Origin of the sequence: Plantibacter flavus (assembly GCF_051487245.1) — a bacterium.
In the GTDB taxonomy this organism is placed as follows: domain Bacteria; phylum Actinomycetota; class Actinomycetes; order Actinomycetales; family Microbacteriaceae; genus Plantibacter; species Plantibacter flavus_B.
Genome location: NZ_JAHVDH010000002.1, coordinates 594,308 through 608,178, shown reverse-complemented (window position 1 = coordinate 608,178; position 13,871 = coordinate 594,308). Strand labels below are relative to the sequence as shown.

The 13,871-nt window shown below is 67.9% G+C and carries 12 protein-coding genes; 10 read left to right on the top strand and 2 right to left on the bottom strand.

Annotation, left to right across the window (positions count from 1 at the left end):
• The first annotated feature begins 21 nt into the window (after nucleotides 1-21).
• From ileS to ndk, 4 genes are read left to right on the top strand one after another with little or no spacing between them, the layout of a single operon-like run.
• Nucleotides 22-3,393 carry an isoleucine--tRNA ligase gene (ileS, locus tag KXS11_RS06600; protein ID WP_437384753.1) on the top strand — a complete coding sequence of 1,124 codons (3,372 nt, stop codon included), beginning with the start codon at nucleotides 22-24 and terminating at the stop codon, nucleotides 3,391-3,393.
• Nucleotides 3,383-4,744 carry a bifunctional folylpolyglutamate synthase/dihydrofolate synthase gene (locus KXS11_RS06595; protein WP_437384752.1) on the top strand — a complete coding sequence of 454 codons (1,362 nt, stop codon included), beginning with the start codon at nucleotides 3,383-3,385 and terminating at the stop codon, nucleotides 4,742-4,744. Before ileS ends, KXS11_RS06595 begins: the two co-directional genes overlap by 11 nt.
• Nucleotides 4,741-5,115 (top strand): DUF4233 domain-containing protein, encoded by a 375-nt coding sequence (locus KXS11_RS06590; RefSeq protein ID WP_437384751.1) that lies wholly within the window; start codon nucleotides 4,741-4,743, stop codon nucleotides 5,113-5,115. The genes KXS11_RS06595 and KXS11_RS06590 overlap by 4 nt, the downstream gene beginning before the upstream one ends.
• A gap of 2 nt (nucleotides 5,116-5,117) precedes the next feature.
• The gene (gene ndk / locus KXS11_RS06585) at nucleotides 5,118-5,534 is read left to right on the top strand and encodes a nucleoside-diphosphate kinase (protein WP_437384750.1); all 417 of its coding nucleotides are present in this window, start codon (nucleotides 5,118-5,120) and stop codon (nucleotides 5,532-5,534) included.
• 79 nt (nucleotides 5,535-5,613) lie between these two features.
• On the opposite strand, the gene KXS11_RS06580 is transcribed toward ndk, so the two are convergent.
• Complete coding sequence (locus KXS11_RS06580) at nucleotides 5,614-6,213, bottom strand: vitamin K epoxide reductase family protein (RefSeq protein ID WP_437384749.1); 600 nt, start codon at nucleotides 6,211-6,213, stop codon at nucleotides 5,614-5,616.
• A 316-nt stretch (nucleotides 6,214-6,529) separates the two neighbouring features.
• Here KXS11_RS06580 and KXS11_RS06575 point away from each other — a divergent pair, with 316 nt between their 5' ends.
• Nucleotides 6,530-8,884 carry an Rne/Rng family ribonuclease gene (locus tag KXS11_RS06575; RefSeq protein ID WP_437384748.1) on the top strand — a complete coding sequence of 785 codons (2,355 nt, stop codon included), beginning with the start codon at nucleotides 6,530-6,532 and terminating at the stop codon, nucleotides 8,882-8,884.
• 14 nt (nucleotides 8,885-8,898) lie between these two features.
• Here KXS11_RS06575 and KXS11_RS06570 read toward each other — a convergent pair whose 3' ends face one another.
• A complete protein-coding gene (locus KXS11_RS06570; protein WP_437384747.1) occupies nucleotides 8,899-9,210 on the bottom strand; it encodes a DUF4031 domain-containing protein in 312 nt (103 codons plus the stop codon).
• 321 nt (nucleotides 9,211-9,531) lie between these two features.
• Between KXS11_RS06570 and rplU the strand changes: the two genes are divergently transcribed.
• The 5 genes from rplU (at nucleotide 9,532) to KXS11_RS06545 (ending at nucleotide 13,857) form a co-directional block, all read left to right on the top strand.
• The gene (gene rplU, locus KXS11_RS06565; RefSeq protein ID WP_437384746.1) at nucleotides 9,532-9,840 is read left to right on the top strand and encodes a 50S ribosomal protein L21; all 309 of its coding nucleotides are present in this window, start codon (nucleotides 9,532-9,534) and stop codon (nucleotides 9,838-9,840) included.
• Between the two features lie 20 nt (nucleotides 9,841-9,860).
• The gene (gene rpmA, locus KXS11_RS06560; protein ID WP_056006626.1) at nucleotides 9,861-10,118 is read left to right on the top strand and encodes a 50S ribosomal protein L27; all 258 of its coding nucleotides are present in this window, start codon (nucleotides 9,861-9,863) and stop codon (nucleotides 10,116-10,118) included.
• Nucleotides 10,119-10,211: 93 nt separating this feature from the next.
• On the top strand, nucleotides 10,212-11,783 hold the full coding sequence (gene obgE / locus KXS11_RS06555; protein WP_437384745.1) for a GTPase ObgE: 1,572 nt from the start codon (nucleotides 10,212-10,214) through the stop codon (nucleotides 11,781-11,783).
• The gene (proB, locus tag KXS11_RS06550; protein ID WP_437384744.1) at nucleotides 11,780-12,559 is read left to right on the top strand and encodes a glutamate 5-kinase; all 780 of its coding nucleotides are present in this window, start codon (nucleotides 11,780-11,782) and stop codon (nucleotides 12,557-12,559) included. Before obgE ends, proB begins: the two co-directional genes overlap by 4 nt.
• A gap of 29 nt (nucleotides 12,560-12,588) precedes the next feature.
• Complete coding sequence (locus tag KXS11_RS06545; protein ID WP_437384743.1) at nucleotides 12,589-13,857, top strand: glutamate-5-semialdehyde dehydrogenase; 1,269 nt, start codon at nucleotides 12,589-12,591, stop codon at nucleotides 13,855-13,857.
• Nucleotides 13,858-13,871 lie beyond the last annotated feature (14 nt).

Here is a 13,871-nt window from a genome sequence, read left to right as displayed (position 1 = left end):
ACGAGACCTGCCAGGAGAACGATGAGCTACCCGAAGTCCCACGAGCCAGACTCGAACGAGTCAGCGACGAGCGGTGCCGCGTTCGGCGTGACGCCGTCGCCGAACTTCCCCTCGATCGAAGAGTCCGTGCTTGCACGCTGGGCGGCCGACGGCACCTTCCAGGCGTCCATCGACCAGCGCGAGGGCGCGCCTGAGTGGGTCTTCTACGACGGTCCGCCCTTCGCGAACGGCCTGCCGCACTACGGCCACCTCCTCACGGGGTACGCCAAGGACCTGTTCCCGCGCTTCCAGACGATGCGCGGGAAGCAGGTGCACCGGCGCTTCGGATGGGACACCCATGGTCTCCCTGCGGAACTCGAGGCCGAGCGCCAGCTCGGGATCACCGACAAGCGCCAGATCGACGAGATGGGTCTCGCCGCCTTCAACCAGGTCGCACGGGACTCCGTGCTCAGGTACACCGAGGAGTGGCAGAGCTACGTCACCCGTCAGGCGCGGTGGGTCGACTTCGAGCACGACTACAAGACGCTCGACGTCACCTACATGGAGTCCGTCATCTGGGCGTTCAAGCAGCTCTACGACAAGGGACTCGCCTACGAGGGGCACCGGGTCCTCCCGTACTGCTGGCGCGATCAGACCCCGCTGTCGAACCACGAGCTGCGGATGGACGACGACGTCTACCGCATGCGCCAGGACCAGACCGTCACCGTCACCTTCCCGCTGGTCGGCTCCAAGGCAGAGAGCCTCGGGCTGACCGCAGTCCGTGCCCTCGCCTGGACGACCACCCCGTGGACGCTCCCGACCAACGCGGCGCTGGCTGTCGGCCCCGACATCGAGTACGCGGTCGTCCCGGCCGGGCCGAACGGCACCCCCGACGCGACGGTGCTCCGGGAGGAGGGGGCGACGCACGCGTCCACCGAGGTGCTCGGGGGCGAGTACCTCATCGCCGCGGCGCTGCTCGGCAACTACGCGAAGGACCTCGGCTACGACACCGCTGCTGACGCCACCGCGGCCGTCTCCCGCACCGTCCTCGGTCATGAGCTCGAGGGTGTCTCCTACGACCGCCTGTGGGACTACTACGCCGACACGGAAGAATGGGGCATGCAGAACGCGTGGCGGATCCTCGTCGCCGACTACGTGTCCACCGAGGACGGCACGGGCATCGTGCACCAGGCACCCGCCTACGGCGAAGAGGACCAGAAGATCTGCGAGGCCGCCGGGATCCCCGTCATCGTCTCCGTCGACGACGGTGGCAAGTTCCTGCCGGAGGTCTCAGACGTCGCGGGTCTGCAGGTGTTCGACGCGAACAAGCCGCTGACCCAGCTCCTGAAGGCACAGGGCCGGTTGCTCCGTCAGGCGAGCTACGAGCACTCCTACCCGCACTGCTGGCGCTGCAAGCAGCCGCTCATCTACAAGGCCGTCTCCAGTTGGTTCGTCCGCGTGCCCGAGTTCCGCGACCGCATGGAGGAGCTCAACCAGGAGATCACCTGGGTGCCGGAGAACGTCAAGGACGGCCAGTTCGGCAAGTGGCTCGCCGGAGCGCGCGACTGGTCGATCAGCCGCAACCGGTACTGGGGTTCGCCCATCCCCGTGTGGAAGAGCGACAACCCGGAGTACCCGCGCATAGACGTCTACGGTTCGCTCGACGAGCTCGAAGCCGACTTCGGGGTGCGTCCGACGGACCTCCACCGCCCCTACATCGACGAGCTCACGCGCCCGAACCCAGACGACCCGACCGGTCAGTCCACCATGCGTCGGATCACCGACGTCCTCGACGTGTGGTTCGACTCCGGCTCCATGCCGTTCGCCCAGGTGCACTACCCGTTCGAGAACCGCGAATGGTTCGACTCGCACAACCCGGCCGACTTCATCGTCGAGTACATCGGCCAGACGCGTGGTTGGTTCTACCTGCTGCACGTGCTGTCCACGGCACTGTTCGACCGCCCTGCGTTCACGAGCGTCGTCAGTCACGGCATCGTGCTCGGCAGCGACGGACAGAAGATGTCGAAGTCGCTGCGCAACTACCCCGACGTGAACGAGGTGTTCGACCGCGACGGGTCCGATGCGATGCGCTGGTTCCTCATGTCGAGCTCGGTGCTGCGGGGCGGCAACCTCGTGGTCACCGAGGAGGGCATCCGCGAGGGCGTCCGCCAGGTGATGCTGCCGCTCTGGAACAGCTGGTACTTCTTCTCGCTCTACGCCAACACGGCCGTGCCGGGGGGCTACGACGCCGTCTGGCGGACCGACTCCTCCGACGTGCTCGACCGGTACATCCTCGCGAAGACCCGAGAGCTCGTCGTGACGGTGACCGACCACCTCGAGACCTTCGACGCGACGCTCGCCGCTGCCTCGTTGCGCGACTTCGCCGACGTGCTCACCAACTGGTACGTCCGTCGTTCGCGGGATCGCTTCTGGGCGACCGACGGCGCCGAGCTCGACCGCGACGCGTTCGACACGCTGTACACCGTTCTCGAGACCTTCTCTCGCCTTGCAGCCCCGCTGCTCCCGCTCATCACCGAGGAGGTCTGGACGGGGCTCACGGGGGAGCGCAGTGTGCACCTCGCGGACTGGCCCGTCGCCGAGCAGTACCCGGACGACGCCGCCCTCGTGGAAGCCATGGACCGCGTCCGCGAGATCTCCGGCGTCACGCTCGCGCTCCGGAAGCAGGCCGGGCTCCGTGTCCGACTGCCGCTCGCCTCGCTCACGGTCGTCACCCCCGACCCGGCCGCGCTCGCACCCTTCGAGGCGATCCTCCGCGAGGAGCTCAACCTGAAGGCGGTGTCGTTCGCGCAGCTGACCGACACGAGCGCGACGGAGTTCGGCGTGACCTCGCGACTCTCCGTCAACGCCCGTGCAGCGGGCCCTCGTCTCGGGAAGACGGTGCAGCAGGCGATCGCCGGTGCCCGCACGGGCGACTGGAGCGAGGTCGACGGCGTCGTGACGTCCGGCGGTATCGAACTCGTCGCCGGTGAGTACGAGCTCGTCATGGAAGCCTCGGCGGACGCAGACGGCGGTGTGGCGCTCGCGCTGCTGCCCTCCGGCGGGTTCGCGCTGCTCGAGACGACGTTGACCCCGGAGCTCGAGGCCGAGGGCCTGGCCCGCGACGTCATCCGGGCCGTGCAGGACACGCGGAAGGCGGCCGACCTGCAGGTCAGCGACCGCATCGTCCTCACCCTGGGCTTCGCAGCCGAGGCCGACGAGCAGGCGGTGCGCAGCGCACTCGGTGTCGTCGACATCGCCGGCGACACCCTCGCGGTCTCGCTCAGCTGGACCGGCGAGTCCGGCGCATCCGCCGAAAGCGGGTTCGCCCAGTCCTTCAGCGCAGGCAAGTTCGGCAACACCGGTGACTTCACCGTCACCGTCGTGCGATCGGAGGAGACCGCGGATGTCCGATGACCTGACCTTCGCGGATGCGGCCGACGCCGTCTACCGCGAGCTGCTCGGCCGTCTCGGCGAGGCGCAGCCCCAGCCGAGGCTCGGGGCGACCAAGCGGGCGCTGGAGCTCCTCGGCAATCCCGAGGCGTCGTTCTCGATCATCCAGATCGCCGGCACCAACGGCAAGACGAGCACCGCCCGCATGATCGAGAGCATCCTGCGAGCCCACGGGCTCCGGACGGGCCTGTTCACCAGCCCGCACCTGGTGCGATTCACCGAACGCATCGGCATCGACGGGGAACGCGTCTCCGACGAGGCCGTCGCCCGCAACTGGGAGGACATCCGCCCGTACCTCGCGATGGTCGACGCGGAATTGGAGGACGCCGGGGAACCAGCCCTCACCTTCTTCGAAGCACTCACGGTGCTCGGGTTCGCGTGCTTCGGCGACGCACCCGTCGACGTGGCCGTCGTGGAGGTCGGCATGGGCGGCGCGTGGGACTCGACCAATGCTGCGGACGCCGAGGTCGCCGTGTTCGCGCCGATCGACCTCGACCACATGCAGCGACTCGGATCCACCATCGAGGAGATCGCGCGCACCAAGGCCGGCATCATCAAGCCGGGCGCACAGGTGGTCTCTGCCGCGCAGCACCCCGACGCGCGTCGGGCCCTCGTCGAGGCGGCCGGAGCCGTCGACGATCCGATCGTGTTCGAAGGCGCAGAGTTCGCGCTCGAGCACGACGCGGTCGCTGTGGGCGGACAGCTCATCACCGTCCGTGGTCGTGCCGGGACCTACCCGGAGCTGTACCTGCCGCTCTACGGCGACCACCAGGGCCGGAACGCCACGCTGGCGATCGCAGCGGTCGAAGCGTTCCTCGGCGGCGGCACGCAGCCGCTGGCCGAGGACGTCCTCGCGGAGGGCCTGACCGAGGTCGCCTCTCCGGGGCGTCTGCAGCTCGTCGGTACTGAGCCGACGGTGCTCGTCGACGCAGCGCACAACCCGCACGGGGCAGCTTCGCTCGTCGCCGCGCTCGGCAGCTACTTCGACGTCGACGAGGTCGCGTTCGTCGTCGGCATCCTGCAGGACAAGGACGCCGCCGGCATCCTCACGACGCTGGCTCCGGCCGCAGCCGGGTTCTTCTTCACCCAGTCCGAGTCCGAACGCGCGATCCCGGCCGAGGAGCTCAGCCGTCTGGCAGCGTCGCTCGACCTCCCGGCGTCGACGTTCGCCGACACGCTCGACGAGGCCGCGGAGGATGCCAGACGATGGGCGGAGGAGGCCCCGCGCCGCCTCGTGGTCATCACCGGTTCGATCACGCTCGTCGGCGAGGCGATCGAGATCGCCGACGACCGCGGATGGAAGGCGGGCGCATGAGCAGCCACTCGAGATCCCGCACCCCGCGCGGCATCAAGCAGACGCTCGGCTCGATCATCCTCGGCTTCGAGATGATCGTGATGTTCCTCGGCGCACTCGTCATCTTCGGGCTCAAGGCGTTGCCGGCACCCGTGGCGTTGATCGGTGGAGCAGTGCTCTGCCTCATCATCGCCGCGACGATCCCGCTCCTGCGATTCCGCTGGGGATATTGGCTGGGGTGGGCGGTGCAAGCCGCTATCGTGGCTACCGGCCTGCTCGTGCCGATGATGTTCCTGGTGGGTGGCATGGCCGCAGCGGTCTGGACCTACGCGATGGTCCAGGGCGAAAAGATCGAACGTCAGCAGGCGTTCTCCCGAGAGACGAAGGATTGACCGTGGCAGTTGAAGAAACCCTGGTACTCGTGAAGCCCGATGGCGTCGCACGCAACCTGACCGGCGAGATCCTCCGTCGCATCGAGGCGAAGGGCTACTCCCTCGTCGACATCCGCCTGGTCGAGCCCGACCGCGAACTCCTCGCCGCCCACTACGCGGAGCACGAGGGCAAGCCCTTCTACGAGCCGCTCGTGGAGTTCATGCTGAGCGGGCCGGTGGTGGCCATCCGCGTCGCCGGGAACCGCGTCATCGAGGGCTTCCGTTCCCTCGCGGGCACGACGGACCCGACGACGGCAGCTCCCGGAACGATCCGCGGCGACTTCGGCCGTGACTGGGGCCTCAAGGTCCAGCAGAACCTCGTGCACGGCTCCGACAGCACCGAGTCCGCCTCGCGCGAGCTCTCGCTCTGGTTCGCCTGAGCCGTCTCACTGAGCACCACGAAGCCCGTCCCCACCGCATCGCGGGGACGGGCTTCGTCGTGGGTGCTGCCGGCGATGTCTACAGGTAGGACAGCACGTCGAGACGCAGCTGGGCGATGATCGCCACCACCAGGTAGCAGGCGAGGGTGACGACGACGATCCAGGAGAGGACGACGCCGGCGATTCTCCGCACACCCGGGGACGACGGGAGGATGCCCTGTTTCAGGGTGAACGCCGTGACGGCGATGAACGACGGGATGGTGACCGACCAGGTGACCATGCACCACGGGCACAGGGTTCCGAGCACGAAGATGCTCTGCGAGATGAGCCAGATCACGAAACCGAGCGCGCCGAGCAGACCGACGTTGAACGCGATCCAGAACCAGCGGGCGAAGCGCGCCCCGGCGAGGATCGACACTCCGACGACGATCGGCGCGATCCACGCGCCCAGGCCGATGAGCGGATTCGGGAAGCCGAACACGGCACCCTGCCAGGAGTTCAGGTTGACGCCGCACTGCACGAGGATGCTGAGGTTGCAGCCGAGCTGCGCATTCGGATCCTGCAGGAGCTGGAACTTGTCGAGGGTGAGCGCGAACGCCGCGATCCACCCGATCGACCCTGCGAGGACGAGGAAGATCGCGAGGCCCTTGGGGCGCGCGTCGATGACCGGAGCTGACACGCTCCGATTGTCGCATGCGACGCCGGGCGATGGTCGGGAACATGCCCGGGGTCGTGGCGCACAGGCTTCCTCGCGCCCGTTCGTGCGATAATCGAGGGGTCGTGCTCCGAGCCGCGCTCGAGCGCACGACATGACAGGCTTGTTGGGCAATGAATGCCCAGGACCCGCCGGCACGTGCCGGCACGATCGTGAGAGCTCCAAGAGCCAGCGATCACACAGGATTTGCGAACGGCTGCACCTGCAGCGGTTCGCACGAGATGAAGAACCGGGCAGTGGCGCGGCCGCCGTCCCGGCATAGGGGAGTACACCAGGAATGGTGAATGAACACACCGAGGATCCGGCGACGCCGGGTACCGAGCACGAACCGATCGAAGAGCAGAACTCGACAGCGGCACCCGAGACGGACGAGTCCGTCGAGGTGACCGCGGAGGCAGACGCCGAGGCGACACCGGTCATCCCGGTCCGCCCACCCACCACGATGCTGCTGTTCCAGGCACCCGATCTGCCGCCCATCGTCCACCGCGACGATGAGCCGCTGGAAGCGGAGCTCAGCTCGTCACGTCGTCGAACCCGTCGGCGCGCCGGCGAAGACGGGGCAGAGTCGGGCGAGTCGCGCCCCGACTCGCGCAACGTCGTCAAGGTCCGCACGCCACGCGAGCCTGAACTCATCACCGAGCCGCAGAAGGTCCGGGGCTCGACGCGTCTCGAGGCGAAGAAGCAGCGCCGCCGCGACGGCCGCGATGCCGGTCGACGTCGTCCCGTGGTCACCGAGGCCGAGTTCCTCGCCCGCCGCGAGTCCGTCGACCGCGTCATGGTCGTCCGCTCGAAGAACGGCAAGACCCAGATCGGCGTCCTCGAGGACGGCGTCCTCGTCGAGCACTACGTTGCCCGCAGCCAGGAGGCCTCGCTCATCGGCAACGTCTACCTGGGTCGGGTGCAGAACGTCCTGCCCAGTATGGAAGCGGCGTTCGTCGACATCGGACGCGGCAGGAACGCCGTGCTGTACTCCGGTGAGGTCGACTGGGACAAGGTCGAGACCGGCAACCAGCCGCGCCGCATCGAACTCGCCCTCAAGGGCGGCGACAAGGTGCTCGTCCAGGTCACGAAGGACCCGGTCGGACACAAGGGTGCCCGCTTGACGAGTCAGGTCTCGCTGCCTGGCCGGTACCTGGTCTATGTGCCGAACGGCTCGATGAACGGCATCTCGCGGAAGCTCCCGGACACCGAGCGCGCCCGCCTCAAGAAGATCCTCAAGGAGGTGCTGCCTGAGAACGTCGGTGTCATCGTGCGCACCGCGGCCGAGGGAGCCACCGAGGAGCAGCTGACGCTCGACGTGACGCGCCTGAAGTCGCAGTGGGCCGAGATCTCCCGCCAGATCGAGACGGTCCAGGCTCCTGCGTTGCTCCACAGTGAGCCGGACCTCCTCATCAAGATCATCCGCGACGTCTTCAACGAGGACTTCCACAAGCTCGTCATCCAGGGCTCCGATGCCCTCCAGGACATCCAGAGCTACCTGCGCGGTGTCGCGCCCGACCTCCTCGAGCGTGTCGAGGCGTACGACGGCACCGGCGACTCGTTCGTCGACTACCGGATCGCCGAGCAGATCGAGAAGGCGCTCGACCGCAAGGTCTGGCTGCCGTCCGGTGGTTCGCTCGTGATCGACCGCACTGAGGCCATGACGGTCGTCGACGTCAACACGGGCAAGTTCGTCGGCTCGGGCGGCAACCTCGAGGAGACGGTCACGAAGAACAACCTCGAAGCCGCGGAAGAAGTCGTACGCCAGCTCCGTCTGCGCGACATCGGCGGCATCATCGTGGTCGACTTCATCGACATGGTCCTCGAGTCGAACCGGGACCTCGTGCTGCGTCGCCTCGTGGAATGCCTGAGCCGCGACCGCACGAAGCACCAGGTGGCGGAGGTCACCTCGCTCGGCCTCGTCCAGATGACCCGGAAGAAGCTCGGCCTCGGTCTCCTCGAGACGTTCAGCGAGCCGTGCGAGGTCTGCGCGGGTCGCGGCGTGGTCGTGCACCACGATCCCGTCGTCAAGCACCGCCAGACGCCGCAGCCGGAGCAGCAGCGCCGCCGCGGCAAGGGGCCGGCCCAGGGCGGACAGCAGTCCTCCGGAGGGTCGAACGGTGCCCAGAAGCCGGCCGGTCAGACGCACGGGATCACCGACGATGCGAAGAACGCCCTCGCGCTCATCGCCGCTCGTACGCTGCACCACGAGGAGGAGGCGGCTGCAGAGGCCGTCGCCGCCGAGGCGCAGTCCGCTGAATCGTCGGCGACCGATCAGGATCAGGCTGTCGAGCCGCAGAACGCTCACCAGCACGAGGGTCGCCGGAGTCGGCGCGAGAAGCGTGAACCGCGTCGTCGTGGTGGCGAACAGCGACGCGACGCAGCCGACGACCGGACCCGCGACTCGGCGGCCGAGGCTCAGGAGTCGAAGGCCCCGATGCTCGCGTTGCTCGACCTGCCGATCGCTCCGGTGATCGAGAAGCCTCGTCGTTCAGCAGTGGTCGACCCCGAACACCTGCTCGACTCCGTGCTGGACGCACTGCCGGAGCCGAAGAAGCCCGGTCAGGGGCGCGGTCGCAGCCGTCGGGTGTCCACCGCGTCGCTCGCCGGAGGACAGGCGATCGGTTCGGACGCGACACGGAACCAGGCCGAGTAGTCGGACCTGAGCTGTCAGGACGGCGCGTCTCCTCGGGAGGCGCGCCGTTCGCGTTCCGTGATCCGAAGGCCGCTGGCGATGAGGCGGCGTACGAGGTCGCCAGCCGTCACCGGCTCAGCGCCGGCTGCGACGAGCGCGTCGTGCCGGTCAGCGGGCACGTCGTGCCGGTCAGCGGGCACGTCGTAGTGGTCGAGATCGAAGGATCGCGCAGGGAGATCGTTCCTCGCCGCGAACTCGTGCAGTTCGTCGAGTGAGTGGTCGCTCACGACGTGTGACCAGAGGGTGCCGTGCGCAGGCCACAGTGGGGGATCGATGAGCACCGTCATAGGACCATCCAACCATCCGAAGGGCCCGAAGGTTCGGCGCGCCGTCCACCCGGCGATCGTCCAGGAGGGCTCGGGGTACACTTGTCAGGTGCGCCCGGTGTGGGAGCCGCGATGGACCCGGTGTATCTCGATGCATCGTTCCCGCTGGTTTGACCTGGGCTGCACGATGAAGTAAACTCGACCGTTGGTGTGCACTGAGTTTTCAATGCCACTCCCACGGTTTTCTGCCATCAAGGTGTCCCACGTGTTCGAACCTTTCCGCGCAGTAACTTCCAGCAACAGTCAGTCGGAGCGTTTCGCTCCCCAAAGAACGGGTACGTAGTGGTTTACGCAGTTGTGCGCGCCGGAGGACGGCAGGAGAAGGTCGAGATCGGAACCATCGTCACGATGGACCGGGTCAAGGCCGACAAGGATGGCAACATCGAGCTTCCCGCGGTGCTCCACGTCGACGGTGAGAAGATCATCTCCGACGCGAAGTCGCTCGCGAAGATCACGGTCACGGCCGAGGTGCTCGAAGACCTCCGCGGTCCGAAGATCATCATCCAGAAGTTCAAGAACAAGACCGGTTACAAGAAGCGTCAGGGCCACCGTCAGGAGCTCACGCGCGTCAAGATCACCGGCATCAAGTAAGGCATCGAGGAGAAGAAGAGATGGCACACAAGAAGGGTGCGAGTTCCACTCGCAACGGTCGTGACTCCAACGCACAGCGCCTCGGTGTGAAGCGCTTCGGCGGCCAGGTCGTCCTCGCGGGCGAGATCCTCGTCCGTCAGCGCGGCACGCACTTCCACCCCGGCGCCAACGTCGGCCGTGGCGGCGACGACACGCTGTTCGCCCTCGAGGCAGGCTCCGTGCAGTTCGGCAACAAGGGCGGCCGCAAGGTCGTCAACATCGTCGCAGCTGCCGAGTAGTACCAGGTTTTTTCCAGCAGGGGGCGGGCTTCGGCCCGCCCCCTGCTGTCGTACATCCCAAGCAACATGATTTGAGAGAGGGGCTGAGCGTCCATGGTCACATTCGTCGACCGGGTCACACTGCACCTGCGAGCGGGGAACGGCGGCAACGGCTGCGTTTCGGTGAAGCGCGAGAAGTTCAAGCCACTGGCCGGCCCCGACGGCGGGAACGGTGGGCACGGCGGCGACATCGTGCTCCTGTCAGACCCTCAGATCACCACCCTGCTCGGCTACCACCGTTCGCCGCACCGCAGCTCCGACACGGGCGGTTTCGGCATGGGTGACCACCGCAACGGCTACCAGGGCGAGACGCTCGTGCTTCCCGTCCCCGTCGGGACGGTCGTGAAGGACGTCGACGGCAACGAGCTGATCGACTTCACCGAGCCTGGCATGGAGTACACGGTCGCCCCCGGTGGGATCGGCGGCCTCGGCAACGCGGCGTTGTCGTCGACCAAGCGCAAGGCTCCCGGCTTCGCGTTGCTCGGCACCCTCGGCTGGGAGGGCGACATCCTTCTCGAGCTCAAGACCGTCGCCGACGTCGCGCTGGTCGGTTACCCCTCCGCCGGGAAGTCGAGTCTGATCGCCGCGATGTCCGCTGCGAAGCCCAAGATCGCCGACTACCCCTTCACGACGCTCCACCCGAACCTCGGTGTGGTGGAGGCCGGAGACGTCCGCTACACCGTCGCCGACGTACCTGGCCTCATAGAGGGCGCGAGCGAGGGCAAGGGTCTCGGGCTCGAGTTCCTGCGCCACGTCGAGCGATGCTCGGCGCTCCTGCACGTGCTGGACTGCGCGACGCTGGAGCCCGGCCGCGACCCGATCAGCGACCTCGACATCATCCTCGCCGAGCTCGCCGCCTACCCGGTGCCCGAGGGGCAGACGCCGCTCGTCGAGCGCCCGCAGCTCATCGCACTCAACAAGATCGACGTCCCGGAGGCCCGGGAGCTCGCTGAGTTCCTGCGTCCTGACCTCGAGGCTCGCGGTTACACGGTCTTCGAGATCTCGACCGTCTCCCGTGAAGGCCTGCGTCAGCTGTCCTACGCTCTCGGCGGGCTCGTCGAAGAGAGCCGCGTCATCGCTGCGGCCGACGCTGCGAAGCCACGGATCGTCCTCCGTCCGAAGGCCGTCGACGACTCCAAGTTCACGGTCACCGTCGAGGGCGGCACCTACGGCAACCTCTACCGCATCCTCGGTGCGAAGCCGGAGCGGTGGGTCCAGCAGACCGACTTCAACAACGAGGAGGCCGTCGGCTTCCTGGCTGACCGACTCGCGAAGCTCGGCGTCGAAGAGGCGCTGTTCAAGGCTGGTGCCGTCGCCGGCGCGACGGTCATGATCGGTGCCGGTGGTGGCGTGGTCTTCGACTGGGAGCCGACGCTCACCAGCACGGCCGAGCTGCTCACGCAGCCGCGTGGAACCGACCCGCGTCTCGACGCCAACAACCGCCCGACCCGCAACCAGCGTCGCGACGAGTACTTCTCGCGCATGGACGCGAAGGCGGAGGCGCGTGCCGAGCTGTTGCGCGAGCGTGCTGCCGGTCTGTGGAACGACGACGAGGGCTTCGAGGTGGGTTCGGTCCCCGCCGAGACGACGAACGACGACGCTGTGGTGGAGGACGACGAACGGTGACGATCCACCAGCGCTCGGGGATCCCGTCCGCACGACGCATCGTCGTGAAGGTCGGGTCATCCTCGATCAGTGGCGACAACGCCGGACAGATCACGGCGCTGGTCGAAGCCCTCGCCGAGGCGCACGGTCGCGGCACCGAGGTCATCCTCGTGTCCTCCGGCGCGATCGCCACGGGAATGCCGTACCTGCGCCTCGACGCCCGCCCGAACGATCTCGCGACGCAGCAGGCGGCGGCGGCAGTGGGGCAGAACGTCCTCATCTACCGCTACCAGGACAGCCTCGACCGGTTCGGGATCGTCGCGGGCCAGGTGCTGCTCACCGCGGGGGACCTCGAGAACCCCAGTCACCGCAGCAACGCGCAGCGGGCGATGGAACGTCTCCTCGGACTCCGCATTCTGCCCATCGTGAACGAGAACGACACGGTCGCGACCCACGAGATCCGCTTCGGCGACAACGACCGCCTGGCGGCGCTCGTGTCGGTCCTGGTCGCAGCCGACGTCCTGGTGCTCTTGAGTGACGTGGACGCGCTGTACACGAGGCCGCCGCACGAACCCGGTGCAGAGCGCATCGAGGAGGTGCCCTTCGGGGACGGCCTCGCCGGGGTCACGTTCGGCGACATCGGGTCCGCCGGCGTCGGCACCGGGGGAGCGGGCACCAAGGTGTCGGCCGCGCGACTGGCAGCCGAGGCAGGGACCTCTGTTCTCGTGACCTCGACGGCGAACGTGTCGGCCGCCCTGCGCGGCGAGCATCTCGGCACCTGGTTCCAACCGGCGTGATCGGTGTCGTGCCTCGATAGGATCGAGGCATGTCGCACACCACCTCCACCGTGCTCCCGCTCGCCGACCGGCTCAGTTCCGCGAAGCGAGCGTCCCGTGTGCTCGCTCAGGCGAACGCCGCGCAGAAGAACCGCGCGCTCGAGGCCATCGCGTCGGCGGTCGTCGACGGAGCGGACGCGATCATCGCGGCGAACGCACTCGACCTCGCGAACGGCCGGGAGAACGGCCTCAGCGATGGCCTGCAGGATCGGCTTCGCCTCGATCGTGCCAGGATCGACGGGCTTGCGGCCGCGGTCCGCGACGTCATCGCGATCGTCGACCCGGTCGGTCAGGTCGTGCGTGGCAGCACGACCCCGGACGGCGTGAAGCTCGAGCAGGTGCGTGTGCCGTTCGGTGTCGTCGGTGCGATCTATGAGGCTCGGCCGAACGTCACCGTCGACATCGCAGCCCTCGCGATCAAGAGCGGGAACGCGGTCGTCCTGCGAGGTGGGACCGCTGCCGAGCAGTCGAACGCCGTCCTCGTCTCCCTGCTGCAGGGCGCACTCGAGTCCGTCGGGCTCCCTGGCGACGCCGTGCAGACGATCGACGAGTTCGGGCGCGACGGTGCGAAGCAGCTCATGAACGCTCGCGGCTTCATCGACGTGCTGATCCCGCGGGGGAGCGCGTCGCTCATCGAGACGGTCGTCCGGGAGTCGACGGTCCCCGTGATCGAGACCGGTGCGGGCGTCGTCCACGTCTACCTGGATGAGAGCGCCGAGCTCGACTGGGCTGTCGACATCGTCCGGAACGCCAAGGTGCAGCGCCCGTCCGTGTGCAATGCGCTCGAGACGATCCTCGTGCACCGCGCGGCCGCCGAGCGTCTGCTGCCGGCCGTGCTCGGCGACCTGCGCGAACACGGCGTCCTGATCCACGCCGACGAACGTGCGCGTGCCGTGTTCCCCGACTCGGTGCCGGCCGTCGACGCGGACTGGGCGACTGAACACATGTCGCTCGAGCTGTCGGTCCGGGTCGTCGACGACCTCGACGCTGCGCTGGCCCACATCGCCGACTACTCCACCGGCCACACCGACTCCATCATCACGAACAGCGTGGTGAACGCCGATCGCTTCCTGGCCGAGGTCGACTCCGCTGTGGTCATGGTGAACGCCTCGACGAGGTTCACCGACGGTGCCGAGTTCGGCTTCGGCGCCGAGGTGGGCATCTCGACGCAGAAACTGCACGCGCGAGGACCGATGGGCCTGCCGGAACTGACGAGCACCAAGTGGCTCGTGCGTGGTTCAGGGCACACCCGGCGGTAGTCGCTAGACTGGGG

Excerpts from the sequence above, each read along its gene's own strand:
- ileS (WP_437384753.1), top strand. The coding sequence starts at position 22 with ATGAGCTACCCGAAGTCCCACGAGCCAGACTCGAACGAGTCAGCGACG.
- KXS11_RS06595 (WP_437384752.1), top strand. The coding sequence starts at position 3,383 with ATGTCCGATGACCTGACCTTCGCGGATGCGGCCGACGCCGTCTACCGC.
- KXS11_RS06590 (WP_437384751.1), top strand. The coding sequence starts at position 4,741 with ATGAGCAGCCACTCGAGATCCCGCACCCCGCGCGGCATCAAGCAGACG.
- KXS11_RS06570 (WP_437384747.1), bottom strand. The coding sequence starts at position 9,210 with ATGACGGTGCTCATCGATCCCCCACTGTGGCCTGCGCACGGCACCCTC.
- rpmA (WP_056006626.1), top strand. The coding sequence starts at position 9,861 with ATGGCACACAAGAAGGGTGCGAGTTCCACTCGCAACGGTCGTGACTCC.
- obgE (WP_437384745.1), top strand. The coding sequence starts at position 10,212 with ATGGTCACATTCGTCGACCGGGTCACACTGCACCTGCGAGCGGGGAAC.
- KXS11_RS06545 (WP_437384743.1), top strand. The coding sequence starts at position 12,589 with ATGTCGCACACCACCTCCACCGTGCTCCCGCTCGCCGACCGGCTCAGT.